General features: G+C 64.4%; 17 protein-coding genes and 1 pseudogene. All 18 read left to right on the forward strand.

Annotated features, from left to right (window positions below):
• Window position 1 precedes the first annotated feature (1 nt).
• Window positions 2-1,621: an AMP-binding protein gene (locus HCZ87_RS04125; protein ID WP_167642506.1), complete on the forward strand. Its 1,620-nt coding sequence runs from the start codon at window positions 2-4 to the stop codon at window positions 1,619-1,621.
• On the forward strand, window positions 1,618-2,457 hold the full coding sequence (locus HCZ87_RS04130; RefSeq protein WP_167642507.1) for a tryptophan 2,3-dioxygenase: 840 nt from the start codon (window positions 1,618-1,620) through the stop codon (window positions 2,455-2,457). Before HCZ87_RS04125 ends, HCZ87_RS04130 begins: the two co-directional genes overlap by 4 nt.
• 100 nt (window positions 2,458-2,557) lie before the next feature.
• Window positions 2,558-2,962: a thioesterase family protein gene (locus HCZ87_RS04135; protein WP_167642508.1), complete on the forward strand. Its 405-nt coding sequence runs from the start codon at window positions 2,558-2,560 to the stop codon at window positions 2,960-2,962.
• Window positions 2,959-3,354, forward strand: a complete 396-nt coding sequence (locus HCZ87_RS04140) for a RidA family protein (RefSeq protein WP_167642509.1) — start codon at window positions 2,959-2,961, stop codon at window positions 3,352-3,354. The genes HCZ87_RS04135 and HCZ87_RS04140 overlap by 4 nt, the downstream gene beginning before the upstream one ends.
• A 646-nt stretch (window positions 3,355-4,000) precedes the next feature.
• Window positions 4,001-4,891, forward strand: coding sequence for a hypothetical protein (locus HCZ87_RS04145; RefSeq protein WP_368484080.1), 891 nt, complete (start codon window positions 4,001-4,003; stop codon window positions 4,889-4,891).
• A gap of 10 nt (window positions 4,892-4,901) precedes the next feature.
• Window positions 4,902-5,174, forward strand: a complete 273-nt coding sequence (locus tag HCZ87_RS04150) for an acyl carrier protein (RefSeq protein ID WP_167642511.1) — start codon at window positions 4,902-4,904, stop codon at window positions 5,172-5,174.
• Complete coding sequence (locus HCZ87_RS04155) at window positions 5,167-5,802, forward strand: hypothetical protein (RefSeq protein ID WP_167642512.1); 636 nt, start codon at window positions 5,167-5,169, stop codon at window positions 5,800-5,802. Before HCZ87_RS04150 ends, HCZ87_RS04155 begins: the two co-directional genes overlap by 8 nt.
• 4 nt (window positions 5,803-5,806) lie before the next feature.
• Window positions 5,807-6,361, forward strand: a complete 555-nt coding sequence (locus HCZ87_RS04160; protein ID WP_167642513.1) for a hypothetical protein — start codon at window positions 5,807-5,809, stop codon at window positions 6,359-6,361.
• A complete protein-coding gene (locus HCZ87_RS04165) occupies window positions 6,361-7,740 on the forward strand; it encodes a hypothetical protein (RefSeq protein ID WP_167642514.1) in 1,380 nt (459 codons plus the stop codon). Before HCZ87_RS04160 ends, HCZ87_RS04165 begins: the two co-directional genes overlap by 1 nt.
• Complete coding sequence (locus HCZ87_RS04170; protein WP_167642515.1) at window positions 7,724-8,662, forward strand: carboxylesterase; 939 nt, start codon at window positions 7,724-7,726, stop codon at window positions 8,660-8,662. The genes HCZ87_RS04165 and HCZ87_RS04170 overlap by 17 nt, the downstream gene beginning before the upstream one ends.
• Window positions 8,662-9,588, forward strand: a complete 927-nt coding sequence (locus tag HCZ87_RS04175) for a 3-oxoacyl-[acyl-carrier-protein] synthase III C-terminal domain-containing protein (protein ID WP_167642516.1) — start codon at window positions 8,662-8,664, stop codon at window positions 9,586-9,588. The genes HCZ87_RS04170 and HCZ87_RS04175 overlap by 1 nt, the downstream gene beginning before the upstream one ends.
• 79 nt (window positions 9,589-9,667) lie before the next feature.
• Window positions 9,668-9,946 carry a hypothetical protein gene (locus HCZ87_RS04180; protein WP_167642517.1) on the forward strand — a complete coding sequence of 93 codons (279 nt, stop codon included), beginning with the start codon at window positions 9,668-9,670 and terminating at the stop codon, window positions 9,944-9,946.
• Between the two features lie 3 nt (window positions 9,947-9,949).
• Window positions 9,950-12,391 carry an acyl-CoA dehydrogenase family protein gene (locus HCZ87_RS04185; RefSeq protein ID WP_167642518.1) on the forward strand — a complete coding sequence of 814 codons (2,442 nt, stop codon included), beginning with the start codon at window positions 9,950-9,952 and terminating at the stop codon, window positions 12,389-12,391.
• On the forward strand, window positions 12,388-13,251 hold the full coding sequence (locus tag HCZ87_RS04190; protein WP_167642519.1) for a hypothetical protein: 864 nt from the start codon (window positions 12,388-12,390) through the stop codon (window positions 13,249-13,251). The genes HCZ87_RS04185 and HCZ87_RS04190 overlap by 4 nt, the downstream gene beginning before the upstream one ends.
• Complete coding sequence (locus tag HCZ87_RS04195) at window positions 13,248-14,249, forward strand: hypothetical protein (protein WP_167642520.1); 1,002 nt, start codon at window positions 13,248-13,250, stop codon at window positions 14,247-14,249. Before HCZ87_RS04190 ends, HCZ87_RS04195 begins: the two co-directional genes overlap by 4 nt.
• A complete protein-coding gene (locus HCZ87_RS04200; protein ID WP_167642521.1) occupies window positions 14,225-15,772 on the forward strand; it encodes a class I adenylate-forming enzyme family protein in 1,548 nt (515 codons plus the stop codon). The genes HCZ87_RS04195 and HCZ87_RS04200 overlap by 25 nt, the downstream gene beginning before the upstream one ends.
• Before the next feature lie 18 nt (window positions 15,773-15,790).
• Window positions 15,791-16,057: a phosphopantetheine-binding protein gene (locus HCZ87_RS04205; RefSeq protein WP_167642522.1), complete on the forward strand. Its 267-nt coding sequence runs from the start codon at window positions 15,791-15,793 to the stop codon at window positions 16,055-16,057.
• Window positions 16,054-16,286, forward strand: a pseudogene (locus HCZ87_RS04210) (D-alanine--poly(phosphoribitol) ligase); the annotation flags it as partial. The gene HCZ87_RS04205 and the pseudogene HCZ87_RS04210, both read left to right, overlap by 4 nt.

The raw sequence follows: 16,286 nt of genomic DNA on the forward strand, positions 1-16,286 counted from the left end.
CATGCTTGGACAATCGGCACATGTGGACAGTTTCGCGCGCGACAACCTGCCGCCGCCGGACAGCTGGCCCGACCTGCTGCTCGACGGGTTCGACTATCCCGACCGGATGAACGCCGGTGTCGAGATGACCGATGCGATGGTTGCAAAGGGATTTGGCGATCACACCGCCCTGATCGGCAACGGACGGCGGCGCACCTATAAGGAGCTGAGCGACTGGACCAACCGGCTGGCGAATGTGCTGGTCGAGGATCTGGGCGTGAAGCCGGGAAATCGTGTGCTGATCCGTTCGGCCAACAATCCGGCGATGGTGGCCTGCTGGCTTGCCGCCACCAAAGTGGGGGCGGTGGTGATCAACACCATGCCGATGCTGCGCGCCGCGGAGCTGGCGAAATACGTGGAAAAGGCGCAGGTCACCCATGCGCTTTGTGACAGCCGCTTGATGGAGGAAATGACCGCCTGCGCCGCGCTATGCCCGGTGCTGACCTCGGTCACCGCCTTTGATGGCACCTCGAACCACGATGCCGCGCTTGACAAGCTGGCGCTGGAGAAACCCGTGCGCTTTGACGCGGTGCAGACGGCGCAGGACGACGTGGCGCTGATCGGTTTTACCTCCGGTTCGACCGGCGACCCCAAGGGCACAATGCATTTTCACCGCGATCTGATGATCATCGCCGACGGCTACGCCCGCGAGGTGCTGGAGGTGACGCCGGAGGATGTCTTTGTCGGCTCGCCGCCGCTGGCCTTTACCTTCGGGCTTGGCGGGCTGGCGATTTTCCCGCTGCGCTTTGGGGCGGCGGCGACCCTGCTGGAGAACGCCTCTCCGCCGAATATGGTCGAGATCATCGAAAAATACCGTGCCACGGTCTGTTTCACCGCGCCGACCGCCTATCGCGCGATGATGCAGGCGATGGATGAGGGGGCCGATCTGTCGAGCTTGCGGGCGGCGGTTTCAGCAGGGGAAACCCTGCCCGGGCCGGTGTATGACGCGTGGAAGGCCAAGACCGGCAAGCCCATGCTGGACGGCATCGGCGCCACCGAGATGCTGCATATCTTTGTCACCAATCGGTTCAAGGACCACCGCCCCGCCTGCACCGGCAAACCGGTCTCCGGCTACGAGGCCAAGGTGGTCGGCCCCGATGGTGCCGAGCTGCCACGGGGCGAGCCCGGGCGGCTGGCGGTGCGGGGCCCCACCGGTTGTCGGTATCTCTTTGGTGAGCGGCAGGCGGAATATGTGCAGGATGGCTGGAACATCACCGGCGATACCTTTGTGCAGGACGAAGACGGCTATTTCCACTTTGCCGCCCGCAATGACGACATCATCCTGTCGTCGGGCTACAATATCGCCGGCCCAGAGGTCGAGGCCGCACTGCTGGCCCATGACGCGGTGGCCGAATGTGCGGTGATCGGCGTGCCCGACGAGGAGCGCGGCCAGATCGTAGAGGCCCATGTTGTGCTGAGCGCCGCCGAAGTGCCCAGCACGGCAATGGCCAAGACACTGCAAGACCACGTCAAGGCGACGATCGCCCCCTATAAATATCCCCGTTCGATCGTGTTCGCCAAGACGCTGCCCAAGACCGCAACCGGCAAGATCCAGCGCTTTCGCCTGAGGGATCCGTCATGACCAGCACACCCTTCAACCCCGAACAGGACGGCGCCCGCATGAGTTTTGACGGGGCCATGTCCTATGGGGATTATCTCAGGATCGACGAGATCCTGTCCCAGCAAGCGCCGCTCAGCAGCGCCCATGACGAGATGCTGTTCATCATCCAGCATCAGACCAGCGAATTGTGGATGAAACTGGCCATTCACGAACTCTCCGCCGCGCGCGAGGCGCTGCGGCTGGGCGAAATGCCGACCATGTTCAAGATGCTGGCCCGCGTCAGCCGCATCTTTGAGCAGCTCAACAATGCCTGGGACGTGCTGCGCACCATGACGCCGGCCGACTACACGCATTTTCGCCAGACCCTCGGCAATTCCTCGGGGTTTCAGTCCTACCAGTATCGGATGATCGAATTCGTGTTGGGCAACCGCAACGCCAATATGTTGCAACCCCACGAGCATGTGCCGCAGGTGCATGACTGGCTGGCTGCGGAACTGGCCCGTCCCAGTTTCTATGACGATGTTGTCGGGCGGCTGTTTGACGACGTCTACGGCACCCGCGATGCGATGCCCGCGCCCCAACTGGACGGCCCGCATACGGCGCAGCCTGAAATCCAGGCCGCCTGGGCAACCGTCTATCGCGACGTAAACCGCTACTGGACGCTATACGAGCTGGGCGAAAAGCTGGTCGATCTGGAGGATTACTTCCGCCGCTGGCGCTTTAACCACGTCACCACCGTGGAGCGGGTGATCGGCTTCAAGCGCGGCACCGGCGGCACCTCGGGCGTGCAATATCTGCGCCGCATGCTGGGGGTTGAGCTGTTCCCGGAGCTTTGGGCGCTCAGGGGGGAATTGTGACGTGAGTGGTCGCTTTTTGAACCGATGCGCGCCCGCCCGGCTTTTGGCGGCATTAGCCAGGGCGACGTTGCCGCGGACCCAGGTGCGGGGGAGCTGAGCCATGGGGGTGCGTTTCACCTTTGATCAAAAGATCCTGTTCAAACACTGTGACCCGGCGGGCATCGTGTTTTTCCCGCGCTACTTCGAGATGATCAACGATTGCGTCGAACATTTCTTCGACGCGGTCCTGGACTGGCCGTTCGAGGTGCTGTTGCAAACCAACGGAGTACCAACGGCGGAGATTTCAACCCGGTTCCTGGCGCCCAGCCGTCACGGCGATCACGTGCAACTGGCGTTGACGGTGACGCGGAGCGGGCGCTCGTCGCTGAGCTACCGGATAGACGCAACCTGCGGCCAAGAGACACGCTTTGAGGCCGAGGCCACGGTGGTCAATGTCGATCAGGCCGGTAAACCCACTGCGTGGCCCGATGCCATACGCAAGAAATTACAAGAGGACACATCATGACCCACCAAATCATTCAGCCAGAGGGCTGGCTGCCTGCGAAAGGCTATGCCAACGGCGTGCTGACCAGCGATGGCACCTTGCATATCGGGGGCCAGATCGGCTGGGACGGCAACAAGCAGTTCGTGGCCACAGACTTTGTCGGCCAGATGCGGCAGGCCCTGCAAAACATCGCCGATATCGTGACCGCAGCGGGCGGGCAGGTGTCGGATGTGACGCGGCTGACCTGGTTCGTGATCGACAAATCCGAATATCTTGCCCGGCAGGCCGAGGTCGGCGCCGCCTATCGCGATGTCTTTGGCAAGCATTTTCCCGCCATGTCCATGGTTGTGGTCGCGGGCCTCGTCGAGGACGAGGCGCTGGTGGAGATTGAGGCGACGGCGCATCTGTCGTGATCTGACGCCGCCGCCGCGCGGCCTTCGGCTGCGACCTCCAAACCAGATAAACCAACAGACCAGCGCGCGGATCACACCGCGCGCTGACGCTTTTGTGGTCTTGCCATGCGATTCTGGCAGGCCGCTTTTTTCCTGATCCTGTGATGTGCAACGACCAAGACCCCGGATCTGGACCGGGACACGGGGATGCGGGCGGCGTTGCTGCTGCGCTGCGCCCCGTCGTGCAAGATCCTGACTGATCCTGAATGATGCAGCGAGGACCAGCAACCGGATCGCCGCTGCGCAATGTAGGACGTGGCGCTTTCCAAGGGATGCAGTCGCAGCGTTCAACGCCCGGAAATCCCGCATCGGCAGGCCCTTGATCCGCATCGGACAAAACGGCGCGATCTAAGATATTACATCATAAAATCAAAATCTTATCGTGATGTTGAACGCGCGTCCCAGCCTGTTCTGAGGTGCAATTACGCGATCTGGTCTGTCCTGTTTCTTGAAACAGGACGCAAGCGATTGGCGCGGCAGATAGCCAATAGAGGACACCCCGTCGGCAAGATCCCCATGGTTCGGCGGGCCGGTGCCAGCATCGCTCTCGTGAAGGATATCTGCCTTGTCCGCTCTCTGTTCTCTTGCTTTGCCCACGCATGGCATCGTGCACCGCCCGCTTGACGCCCTGGGCGAAAGCCATGGGCTGACGCCCCGCTCGGCCTTGATGTATGAGCGTTTTTTCGGATTGCAAGCGGTGGCGCAGAGCCACGAAACGCTGGGCGATATGCTGGCTGGGGCGCTGGCGCAGGCAGTCGCGGCCCTGCCAGCGGAGGCCCCCGCGGGGCGGCTCATCTATTGTCGCACCCAAACCCATAACACGCTGAGCGACCGCAACTGGCTGCGCCGCCTGGCCGATGATCACGGGCTTGAGGACTGGGAAGTATCCGCGCTGACCCTGACCAGCTGCGCCTCGGCACTGGTGCAGATGCATGTGGCGCGGCTTGGCGGCCTCGCCGAGGGCCAACCGATGATCATCCTGACCGGCGAGAAAGCCTTTCACCCCTCGGTGAGCCGCCTGCCGGTAGGGCTCTTGGCCGAGATCCCGGCGGCGGCGCTGTTCAATGCCGGCCCCGCCCGTTGGCATCTGGTGAATAGCCACCTGCGCCACCTGTCCCGGTTCCACCAGAACCCGGACCGGATGAGCGGCGCGGATCGCAAGGCGTTGCAGGAATGTTATGCACCTGAAATCATTTCATTTATCGAGCAAAGCCTGGCGCGATACGACGCCGATCTTGCTGCCGATATGGTCTTCCTGCCGCACAATCTGAACCGGCCGGTCACCGATGCGATACTGCGTCACTTTGACTGGCAGGACCGCTGTTTCCACGGCGATCTGGCCCAGGCCGGTCACGCCTATTGTTCCGATGGTTTTGCCAATCTCGCGGCCTTTGAGGCGGCGGGGCGCAAAGAGAGCCAGGTGCTGATGCTGGCCGCCGGCACCGGCGTCACCTTCGCAACATGTCTTTTCAACCGCAACCTTTCTGAACCTGAATGAGGACCTTCCCATGACCAACACCCTGCTCAAGACCCTGTCCGAGGCGCTCAGCGACATCTGTGAACGCGAGGTCGGTACGATCACAGAGACCACCCGCTTTGACCGCGATTTCGACCTCGACAGCTATATGTTTGTGCAATTCCTGCTGAGCCTGGAAGACCGGCTGCCGGGGCTGCGCTTTGAACCCGAGGCGATCGGACAGGCCGATTTCAACAATGCCAGCGGTCTGATCAGCTATATCGACTCTCAGCTTCTGGCAGCCCAGGGGTTGGTCGATGCTTGATGCGCGCGCATGTTCTCCCGGCGCGCAGGCCTTTCAGGCGGCGCGCTGCCTGGCGCCCCGATCCGCGCTGCAACAAGCCTGCCTGGCGCTGACCGGGCAGGAGGGCTACTTGCTGGCCGGCACCCATGCGGTGCATGGCACGGATGCGCCGCTGATCGACCCGGATCAGCCCGAACGGGCACAAGAGGCGCAGAGCTGCGGTGCCGATCCCGCGCTTGCGGCCTTTGGTCTTGGCCTCTCGCGGGTGGCGGCGCGGCCCGCCACGGCGCTGTCGCCGGAGCTGGCGCAGGTCTTTGTCGCGCTGCGGCTGGGGCTTCTGGCGCGCATCCTGGATCTGTCCTACCGGCATCTGGAGCCGCGTCAGGCCTTTGGCCAGCGGCTGCTGCACCAACCGTTGATCAAGGCGCAATTTTCCAAGAGCGGCGCCTTTGTCTCGCAGGTGCAGGAGGAGCTGGAGCAGGGTGGCGAGATCGCGACAACGCGGCTGCACGACCAGATCGACCAGCACGGCCAGCAGGCCGCCAAGCTGATGGGCGGGCACGGGTTTCGCGCAGGTGAGGTCAACGGGCTGGAGTATCTCTCCGGTCTCTTGCGGGCGACGCTGACGCCGGTTGCAGAGAGGGGGTGAGCGAATGGCACGTATCTCCCTTGGGACAGTTTCGGTACTGGCGACGGGCGCACTGCCCTTCCGAGCGGAGCCGCGCCACTGCACCGAAAGCGGGCCGAGAACCCACGCCTGGCGCGCCTTTCACGACGTCGCGCCGGAGTGCCCGCTTCAGGTTGCGCTGTTTCGCAACGGCAGTGAGACGGCTTTGCACCCGGCAGACCTGGAGAGCCACTGGCGCCAATTGCGCGCGCTGGGTGAAGAGCCGCTGCTGGTCTATCTGCATCGGGGCCATCAGGAAGACACCCGCAATCCGATCCTGGCGCCGCTGCTGGCGCGGATCGCCTATCGCGGCCCGGTGCATGCGCTGCGGGTCGAGAGCCGCCGGGCGTTGCGCGATGCGCTCGATTTCGCCCGGGTGCTCGCACAGGGGGCCCAGCGGGTGCTGGTGCTGAACGATCCGACTCATCGTCTGTTTTCTGGTGAAACCCCCAGCCGTGCACCGCTGCGATACCTCTTGCTTGGTCGTGACACCGCCTTTGACCGACCCATTGCCACGCCCTTTCAACAGGAGACCCCCTGATGCCCAGTGATGCCAACACGATTCAGCCTGCGATGCAGACACCCTCGATCCCGAGATCGCTGGGCCGCATCCTCGCCTTGGCTATCCCCTTTGCGCTAGGTGCGGCGATCACCTCTGCGCTCAACCTCGGAAATGTCGCGCTGCTGTCCCGGGTGACGGATACCGGCGCCCTGCATGTGCTGTCGCTGATGCAGCCGAGTTTCCTGCTGGTCCTGGCCCTGATGGAGGGGCTGGCGATCACCAATCAGGTGTTCAGCGCCCGGTCCCGGCACAACTGGCCACGTCGCGGGGTCTGGCGGGTGACCTTGCAGCTTTGCGCGATCGGGCTGGTGATCTTTGGTCTCGTGGCCGCTGTCGGCAAAGCGGTGCATCACTTTCTGCCGGTGGCGAACCCGGTGATCGCCACAACGCTGGAACATTTCCCGATGTTCGTGCTGTCGATGATCCCTTTTGTGATCTTCGATATTTTCTACGGGGCCCTGCGCGGGCAGGGGCGGATCCTGCATGGGCTGCTGCCCTTTGCGCTGCTGATGGTGGTGAACCTCGGGGTGCTGTATTTCCTCGCGGACCGGCTGGGGTGGGGCTTTGACGCGGTGTTGCTGGCCAATGTCGCCGGACCGCTGATCGCCTTGCCCGTCATTGCGACCCTGTTGTGGCGGGAGGTGCGCGGCGGTGAGATGCCGAACAGCGAGGCCAGCCGCGCCCGGTTGCGCCAATTGCTGGCCGGGGTTGGCATACCGGTCTTTGCCTCGATCATCGTCGGCTTTGTCAGCGCCTCGGTGGCCTACCCGATCCTGTCCGACCTCGGGTCCGAGAATGCGGCTGCGTTCTTTGTGGTCCTGCGCTACCGGATTGCCTTCATGATCCCGGCGATCGCGATCGGATCGGCGATCGCCATTCTGGTCAATCAGCTGGCCGAGGCTGGCGAGGGGCAGGCGCGGTTCCGCTATCTGGCCTATGGTGTGCCGATCATGCTGGCCGCCTATGCGCTGGCCGCGGCGGCGCTGCCCCATTGGAACGGAATGCTGGATCTTCTGGTGCCGAGCCAATCCGCCGCCCTGCGTCACGCCACGGAGCTGATGTTCCAGGGCCTGCTGCTGACCTTTTTCCTGACCCCGGCGGCGGCCATGTTGCAGGTGATCCTGGAACAGTTGGGACGCGGTGGGCTGGTTCTGGTGACCACCGTGCTCTGCGAGGGGGGCACCTGCGTGGCGCTGATTTGGGCGCAGAGCCAGGGCGACATGGCGCTGGTGCTGCAAATCCTGACCGGGTTTGCCCTGCTGAGCTTTGGCCTCTTCGTTCTGCAATTGCTGCTGCTGTTGCGCCAGTTCGGACGCCGCGCGCCGCAGCCCGTCGGAGGCTATGCGGATGCTGTTTGAGCTGGCCTTGCCGGGTCTGTGCCTGGCGGAAACCCTGCGCTGCCTCACCGGTGCGGTGACCGGCCGCCGCAGCCCCCGCCCGCCGTTTGCCTTTCGCGCCCTGCGTGGGCGGATGGAACGAAAGGAAATCGCCCTGCTGGCGCGTTTTGCGCCGGAGCGGGGCGCCCGGGTGGTATTGTCCCGCTTTGAAGGCATGCGCCCGGGCGGGGGGCGGATCCGGCAGCGGATCTGGCGGCCGGATTGGCGCCAGGGCGCCCCCCTCGCGCAGCGCAGTTTGAACGGGGCAAGCCCGATCCGGGTGCTGCTGTTGCACGGCTGGAACGCGGATCGCAGGATGGTGATGCCACTGGCCGAGGCCCTGGCGGGCGCTGGCATTGCGGTCATCGTCCCGGATCTGCCGGGCGAAGGCGACAACCACGCCGAGCGGCTGAGTTTCGCGGAAAAGGCACAGCGGCTGGCGCGGGCCTATGAGGGGCAGAGCTTTGATGCGGTGATCGCCCATTCGGCAGGCGCGCTGGTGGCGGCCCTGGCCATCGAGGCCGGTCTCGACAGCAAAGGGCTGGTCACGGTTTGCGGCCATCTGTCGATGGCCAAGATGCTGCAAGGCTATCTGCGGGTGAGCGGTGCCTCGCCCGATCTGCTGGCGCCGCTTCTGTCCTGGTACGGACGCCGCGACGGCGAGGATCCGCGTCAGGTCGGTCCCCGTGTCTACCGGCGTTTTCCGGGCCGGCTGCTGGTGGTGCACGCGTCGCGCGACTGGCAGGTGCCGCCTGCCGAAGCGCATGAGATCGCGGCGCTTGCCGCCTCGCGGCCACTCATCCTCGACCGGTGCAACCATCACAGCATTCTGTCCGATCAACGTCTTCAGGGCGCGGTCGTGGCTTTCCTCTCCCGCAACGCCAACCAGAAAAGCGCAGTCTGATGCTTCATATCCTCGATATCGCCATCGCCTATCCCGAGCGGCAGGAAGCCTTGAGCGACCTCCAGGAGGAGCTATCGCTGAGCCGCGATCAGATGCGGCTCTATTCCCGCTTTTTCGGCTTTGAACAGTTTCATTGCGATGCGGGCGAGCCGCTGGACGAGATGATCGCCCGCGCCAGTGATGCGGTGCTGGCGCGCAACCCCGATCACGACGCGACCCTGGCTCAGGTGGTGCATTGCCACACGCTGCCCTCGACCAGCCCGTTCAACGGTCAGACGTCGGATATTTTGGCCCCTTTCAGGCGGCGTGGGCTGGAGTGCCAAAGCGCCACGATGAACCATTGCGCAACGGGCCTCAGCATGCTGGGGGTGATGGCCGATCTTCTGGAGGAGGGGCAAACCGGTCTGATCCTGATCGGAGAGAAAGCCTTTCACCCCGCGATCCGGGTCATCGAGAACACCACGATCATGGGAGAAGCAGCCGTCGCGGTGCCGGTTGGTCACACCGAAGGCCCCTATGCGCTGCTGGATACCCATCGCCAACACGCCACCAAGTTCTGGCGCAACACCGGTCTGCGCGGCGAAAACTATCTGGAGGGGTTTGACGAAGCCTATCTGGAGTTTGCCACGCAGGCGATCTCGGCGGCAGCGGCGCGCGCCGGGATCGCGCTGAGCGACATCGCGCGGGTGATGCCCCATAATGTGAATGCGCCGTCCTGGTATCAGATCGCGTGCAAGCTGGGTCTCGCCTCCGGCATGATCGAGCTTTCGACCCTTGGCCGGTTTGGCCATTGCTTTGGCGCGGATCCCTTTCTCAACCTCGATGCCGCCGCCCGCGGCGGGCGGCTCAGTGCCGGCGACCGGCTGCTCTTGTTCAGTATCGGGCTTGGCGCGACCGCCTCTGCCGCGTTCCTGGAGGTGCGCTGAGACGCGCCCCTTTCGCTCCCTCCACGTCCTCAACCCGGAACCTGCATCGTTCCAGAAATTGCCAATAGGAGAACTCAAGATGACCAATTATTCCACCACCGTTCTGGCCAGCCTCAGCGAGGTTGGTCTGGGTCCGCAACGCCTGCAGCGCGCCGCAAACGGGGAGCCGCTGCTGGGGCAGGGGGGGCTGCTGAACTCCATCGAGCTGGTGCAGTTCATCGTCACCCTGAGCGAGAACACCGACGTCGATGTCTATGATTTCATGGATCAGGTCCGCACCGAAGGCGGTCGCGGCGACATCGCCGATCTGTCGAATTTCCTGGCCGCGCAGCACGCGCCCCAAGCGATGATGGGTTGAGCAATGTCGGATTTCACTCTTTCCCCGAGCGACGCACAGCGGCTCCAGCGCGTTGCCGAGCAGGTGGGCACGCCGTTCTATCTCTATGATGCGGCGCGGCTGCGCGCCCGGGTGGCGGCCCTGCGGGCGGCGCTGCCGCAGGCGGAGTTCTTCTATTCGCTGAAGGCCAACCCCAATCTGTCGGTGGTGAGCACGCTCACCCAGGAAGGCCCCGGCGCCGAGGTCTGTTCGCGGCTGGAGCTGGAAACCGCGCTGGCGGCGGGGGTTGTGCCCGCTCGCATTCTGATGGTCGGGCCGGGCAAGTCACAGGAGGAGCTGCGCCGGGCAGTGCAGCTTGGCCTGAAGGCCATCGTCGCGGAATCCCTGGAGGAGCTGCGCGATATTGATCGCATTGCCGCCGATGAGGGGCGTCACCAGCCGGTGGCGCTGCGCATCAACCCGGATTTCACCGTCACCGGCGCGCGGCTGACCATGAGCGGCAAGGCCACGCAGTTCGGCATCGAGCAAACGGACCTGACCCAGGCGCTGGCGCTGCTGGCGAAGCTGCCGCATCTGCGGCTGGCGGGGCTGCATGTGTATATGGGCACGCGGATCCTGTCGGCGGAGACCCTGGCGGCCAATACCCGGCAGGTGCTGGCGCTGGCCGAGGAGATCATCAACGAGGCGGCGATGCCGCTGGAGTTTGTCGATGTGGGCGGCGGTTTCGGCGTTCCTTATTCCGACAAGGAAACCGCGCTGGACCTGGAAGAGGTCGGCGCCGCGTTGCGCCCGCTGATCGCCGCCTTTCGCGACAAATACTGCGATACCCATGTTGCCATAGAACTGGGCCGTTTCATGGTGGCGGAGGCGGGGCTGTTCTGCACCCGCGTGCTGCGTCGCAAGACCAGCAAGGGAGAGCATTTCGCGGTCTGTGACGGTGGCTCCAACGTGCATGCGGCGGCAGCGGGGCAGGGCTTCATGCGGCGCAATTTCCCGATTTCGCTGATCCCGCAGACACCCGCCATGCAGCACGCGCCGGTGGCGCGCTGGTCGGTGACCGGGCCGCTCTGTACGCCGATGGATGTGATCGCCGCTGGCGTCGATCTGGCGGATCCCCAGCCGGGTGATCTGATCTGCATTCACCAGTCGGGCGCCTATGGGCCGAGCCATTCGCCGGTGAATTTCCTGGGCTTTGGCACCCCGGCCGAGGTGATGGCCGATGGTGACAGGCTTACGCTGGTGCAGGCCGCGCCGGACTGGCGTCAACGGCTCAGGGCGCAGGCCCCGCAGCTGCTGCCGGCGGCTGACGATATCGCGGCGCAGGCCCCGGCGACGCCCGGCCCCTTTGGCAGCGGAATGCTGGATGAGCTTTGGGGTCTCAAGGGGCTCTGTGAAGAGGTCGGCGGGCAGCTGGAAAGCGACCCCGACGCCTGGGGGCTTCTGTGGCAGAACCCGCTGCTGCGGGCCCTGACCACCATTGGGGTGCCCGCCGCCTATAACGGGTTTCCATTGTCGGAGACCTCGCTTGGCCTGGAGGACTGCCCCTATGATCTCCATGTGGCGATCATCGAGCGGCTGGCACGGTTTGATGCGAGCTGCATCATGGCACTGCCGGGGCCGTCGCTGTCGGGCGGGGCGGTGCTCGCTGCGGGCAGCGAGGCGCAGATCGCGCGGTTTTTCCGCGCCTATCGTGACGGGCCGCAGGGCACATTTTTTGCGGTGACGGAGCCCGAGGTCGGCTCTGACGCCTCGGCGGGCCAGACCCGGCTCGACAGTGCTGCCGATGGCCGGATGTCGCTCTCTGGCAGCAAGATGCTGGTCGGCAATATCGCCCGGGCGCAGATCGGTCTGGTATTTGCCCGCCGCAGCGACACCGGGCGGCCGGCGCTGGTGATGCTGGATCTGGCAGAGGCCGGATCCCGGGTCGAGATCACCCGCTTGCCGACAACCGGGCTGCGCGGGGCGGATCTCTGCCGTATCGACATGAAGGATGTCGCGGTCACGCCCGAGATGGTGCTGGGCAGCGATGCGGCCGGAACGGCTGGCCTGCGCGACGGTTTCATGGCGATCAACGGCGTGTTCGAGCGCAATCGCCCGGTGGTGGCGGCCCTGGCCCTGGGCAATGCGCGCGGCATGTTGGATCGGCTCAAGCAGGCGGGCGCCCTTGGCTTTGAGGATGCCGAAGGCAGCTATCGGGCGCTGCTGTCGCGGCTCGCGGCGGTTCTGCACGACTATATGCAAGGCCGCCCCCGCGCGCATCGGGTCAGCGAGATCAAGGTGCAGGCGGTGGCGTTTTCCGATGCGCTGGTGGCCCGCATCGGCGCCGAGGCACCAGACGCCATGCTCAGTGATGCGTTGCTCCGGCGCAAGATGCGCGACGCCAAGGCGTTCGAGTATATGGAGGGCACCTCCAACATCAACCTGATGGCGGCCTTCCGCGCCTATCTCGCGGAGGTGCGGGCATGACGCTCTTTCTTTCACGCGACAGCCTGCTGGCGGATGTCTTTGAGACGCTGGAGCAGGTGGATCCCAATTGGCTCGACCAGCAGGACTATTGGGAGGATTACAATGCGCGGTTCTTCCAATCCAACGGGCTGACCTACTCCCGGTCCGAGGACAGCAATGTAACAACCTGGCTGACGGCACCGGACCGGGCGTCCTTTGCGGCGATGTCGGATGTCTTGCTGGAACAGCTCCAGGCGCGCTGCAACCTTGGGGACATTGATCTGGTGTTGCTGGCCCATTGGACCCCGGATTTGCACCTGGGCAGCTCGGTCACCAATTTCGCCCTGCACAAGCTGGGTTTGGTGGATGGGTTCGGTTTTGCGATCTCCGACCGGGGGTTGTCGGCCCCCTTCTACGCGCTGGATTGCGCCGAGCGGATGCTGCGGGACACGCGCAAGAAGGCGCTGGTGATGGTGATGGATCAGAAACACCTGCTTTATCGTTCGCCCTCCATCGCGCGCCTGGAGCCGCAGAATGCGGCCTGCGTCATGGTGCTGGAGCGCGACGGCATCGGCGAATTTGCCTATGCGGGCTATCAGACCCGGCGCGGCCTGCATGCAAGCGACTTGCCAGGGCTGGTCGCGGCCCGCTGCGACGAGCTGGGCATTGCGCGGGGCGACACCACGGTGATTGCGGCCCCAGCGCATTGTGCAGCGCTGGCTGCCGGGGGGCCGGTGCTGGCACAAGATCCCAGCCGGATGTGCTCGGCCCCCTTTGCGGCTCTGGCCCAGGATGGCCTCGCGCGCCATGCGCTTCTGCTGTCGCAGGAGGAGGATCGCGTGACCACGGTTGCCTTCCGGCGTCGGGAGGATCTGTCATGAGACTCTCTGCGCTTGCCACACATATTCCCGATCACCGTATTTCCGCGGCGCAGATCGTGGCCGCCGCGGGCGGCAGCCCGGCAGAGGCAAAGGTGTTCCAGCGCATGTTCGGCATGGAGCATGTTTCTGCCACCCGCCCGGGAGAGACGCTGGACGGGGTATTTTCCGACCTGGTGGCGCGGCTTGCTGCGGCGCATAGCGGCGAGGCGCCCGATGCGCTGATCTATGTGCGTGGACAGCCGCTGCAATATGGCCGCGGGCGCTCGCCGATGGATCGGCTGCGCCAAGAGCTGCCATTTCTAGCCTCGGTGACACGCTGCTACGAGGTGGATCAATACAATTGCGGCGGCTTGTTCTGGGCGCTGGATCTGGCGCGCACGTTGCTGGTCTCCGGCCTGGCGCGCGCGGTTCTGGTGCTGGGCGGAGACAGCCATATCGGTGTGCCGCTCGGGGATCGCTATGTGCCGGGCTGCACGCTGATGGGCGACGCCTTTTGCGGCATGCTGGTTGATCTCGACCCCAGTGGCGCGCAGATTTCGCCGATTGTGCTGCGCACCCATCCTGAATTCGCAGCCGGTCGCGGCGGCACGGCGCAGGAAACCGGCGCATTCTTCGCCGCGCATCAGCGCATCTGTGGCGAGGCGCTGGAGTTGACCGGCTTTGACTGGCAGGGCCAGGGCTTGTTGCTGCCGCACAATGTCAACCGCTTGGCCTGGCAGGATTTTTGCCGCGCGTTCAGTCTCGACGAGGCGCGGATCCGGCTCAGCCTGCTGCCCGATGTCGGCCATTGCTACGTTTGCGATCCCTTTCTGCTGTTGGCCGAGGCGCTGGCGACGCCCCTGGCCGAAGCGCCGACCCTGCTCTCGGTGGGGATGGGGGGCTATGTGGGCGCCTGCTCGCTGACGCCGCCACCGCCATCCTCGCCCGATTTTTCCTCTTTCCCCCTCACCACACATAGATCGGAGGCCACAGAATGTATGCTCAAGGAACACTGCTGACCCATTTTCTCGCCGAAGCGGCCCAAAATCGCCCGCATGCGCCGGCGATTGCCGATGCCACCCGTCGGTTCGACTATCGCAGCCTGGCGGCAGCGGCCGCGCGGATTGCCGATGCGCTGGAAGATCTTGGCGTGCGCCGCGGAGATCGGGTGATCCTGTCGATGCCCAATTCGGTCGCCTTTGCGTCGAGCTTCTGGGGCATTCTGGCCGCCGGTGCAGTCGCGGTGCCGGTGAACCCCAGCACCAAGGCACGCAAATTCGCCTATATCCTCGACAATTGTGCGCCCCGCGCGGTTCTAGCTGATGGCGACACCGCAGAGGAAATCTGCACCGCCATGGCCGATCTGGCCGAGCAGATCCCGCTGCTGACAACAGCGACGCAAAGCGCGCCGGGCCCGCTGGATGCGCTGCTGGACCGGGGCGAGGCGCAGCCGCTGCGGCGGCCTGATGTGATTGACCAGGACCTTGCGGTGATCATCTATACCTCTGGCTCCACCGGGGATCCCAAAGGGGTGATGCTCTCGCATCTCAACATGACCTCCGCAGCGCGATCGGTTGCAAGCTACCTCGGATATCGCGCCGAAGATCGCATCTTTGTCGCGGTTCCGATGAGCTTTGACTACGGTTTGCATCAGCTGACCATGGCGGCCTTGACCGGGGCGGCAGTGGAGGCGGAGCCCTCTTTCGGCCAGCCCTTCTTTACCCTGAAACGTCTCCAGGACACTGAGGCGACGGTATTTCCGATCGTGCCGAGCATGGTGCCGATCATCGCGCCCTTGGCGGATCGGTTTGACCTTGGCGCAATCCGGCTGGTGTCCTCGACCGCAGCGGCATTGCATCCAAGCGTCATCGACCGGCTCCAGGCGATGCTGCCCAAGGCGACCGTCTTTTCAATGTATGGGCTGACCGAATGCCACCGTTGCACCTATCTGCCGCCGGAAGAGCTGGAGGGCCGCAAAATGAGTGTCGGCATCGCCATTCCCAACACTGAAATGTGGGTGGTGGACGAGGCCGGCACTGCGCATCACCGCAACGCCACCGGCGAGCTGGTGATCCGGGGCGCCACGGTGATGAAGGGCTACTGGAAGAACCCGACGGCCACCGCAAAAAGGCTGAAGCCCGGTCCGCTGGCGGGCGAATGGGTGCTCTATACCGGCGATACCTGCCGGATTGATGCGGATGGTTTCCTTTATTTCGTGGGGCGCTCCGATGACATTCTCAAGATCGGCGGCGAGAAGGTAGCGCCGATCGAGGTCGAAACCACGCTGATCGCCCATCCCGAGGTGACCGCCGCCTGTGTGCTGGGCGAGGCAGATCCGGTTCACGGGCAGATCTGCGTCGCGCATGTGGAAACCGGCACCAGTGTTCAGGCGTTGCTGACATGGTGCCGTGATCGGCTCGATCCGCAGGCGGTGCCCGCAAAAATCAAAACCTACACAAGCCTTGCACGCACGCAAAACGGCAAGATCGACCGCGCCGTTCTGGCATCGGGCCAGGCCGCCACGCTGCAACCCGCAACCTAAGACAGGACAGAGAAAACCATGACACAGACATATGAATCCCACGTAATCGCCGCCGTCGCAGAGCTTCTGGACATGGACAGCAGCGACACGATCACCTCCGCCAGCCGGATCGAAGATGATCTGGGCATTGATAGCGGGCTTCTGCTTGAACTCTTTATGATGCTGGAAGAGCGGCTGCCGGGGCTGGAGATCGACCCAAGCGCGCTGCGCCCGGAACAATTTGCCACCATTGGCAGCTTCGCCGCCATGCTGAGCGAAGACCGCAGCGAGAAAGTTCCGGCATGAGCGCGCGGTTGGCACAGGAACATAGCGATCCCGGGGTGGTGATTGGCCGTCTCTACGCGCGGTTCAAGGCACTTGCGCAGCCTGCCTATCGCAGTGCCACCAGGGATTTGAGCTATGCCGCGCTGCACGACGCGGCAGGCGCATTGGCCCAGAGCCTGGCCCGGTTGCCCCGGGCGCAGCACCGCCCGCCGGTGTTGATCTGGGGCCATAAGCATTCAAGCTATCCGGG

The organism is Phaeobacter sp. HF9A, from assembly GCF_011806385.1.
In the GTDB taxonomy this organism is placed as follows: Bacteria; Pseudomonadota; Alphaproteobacteria; order Rhodobacterales; family Rhodobacteraceae; genus Epibacterium.

Coding starts and splice junctions, on each gene's coding strand:
- HCZ87_RS04125 (WP_167642506.1), top strand. CDS start 2: ATGCTTGGACAATCGGCACATGTGGACAGTTTCGCGCGCGACAACCTG.
- HCZ87_RS04130 (WP_167642507.1), top strand. CDS start 1,618: ATGACCAGCACACCCTTCAACCCCGAACAGGACGGCGCCCGCATGAGT.
- HCZ87_RS04135 (WP_167642508.1), top strand. CDS start 2,558: ATGGGGGTGCGTTTCACCTTTGATCAAAAGATCCTGTTCAAACACTGT.
- HCZ87_RS04140 (WP_167642509.1), top strand. CDS start 2,959: ATGACCCACCAAATCATTCAGCCAGAGGGCTGGCTGCCTGCGAAAGGC.
- HCZ87_RS04150 (WP_167642511.1), top strand. CDS start 4,902: ATGACCAACACCCTGCTCAAGACCCTGTCCGAGGCGCTCAGCGACATC.
- HCZ87_RS04155 (WP_167642512.1), top strand. CDS start 5,167: ATGCTTGATGCGCGCGCATGTTCTCCCGGCGCGCAGGCCTTTCAGGCG.
- HCZ87_RS04160 (WP_167642513.1), top strand. CDS start 5,807: ATGGCACGTATCTCCCTTGGGACAGTTTCGGTACTGGCGACGGGCGCA.
- HCZ87_RS04165 (WP_167642514.1), top strand. CDS start 6,361: ATGCCCAGTGATGCCAACACGATTCAGCCTGCGATGCAGACACCCTCG.
- HCZ87_RS04170 (WP_167642515.1), top strand. CDS start 7,724: ATGCGGATGCTGTTTGAGCTGGCCTTGCCGGGTCTGTGCCTGGCGGAA.
- HCZ87_RS04175 (WP_167642516.1), top strand. CDS start 8,662: ATGCTTCATATCCTCGATATCGCCATCGCCTATCCCGAGCGGCAGGAA.
- HCZ87_RS04180 (WP_167642517.1), top strand. CDS start 9,668: ATGACCAATTATTCCACCACCGTTCTGGCCAGCCTCAGCGAGGTTGGT.
- HCZ87_RS04185 (WP_167642518.1), top strand. CDS start 9,950: ATGTCGGATTTCACTCTTTCCCCGAGCGACGCACAGCGGCTCCAGCGC.
- HCZ87_RS04190 (WP_167642519.1), top strand. CDS start 12,388: ATGACGCTCTTTCTTTCACGCGACAGCCTGCTGGCGGATGTCTTTGAG.
- HCZ87_RS04195 (WP_167642520.1), top strand. CDS start 13,248: ATGAGACTCTCTGCGCTTGCCACACATATTCCCGATCACCGTATTTCC.
- HCZ87_RS04200 (WP_167642521.1), top strand. CDS start 14,225: ATGTATGCTCAAGGAACACTGCTGACCCATTTTCTCGCCGAAGCGGCC.
- HCZ87_RS04205 (WP_167642522.1), top strand. CDS start 15,791: ATGACACAGACATATGAATCCCACGTAATCGCCGCCGTCGCAGAGCTT.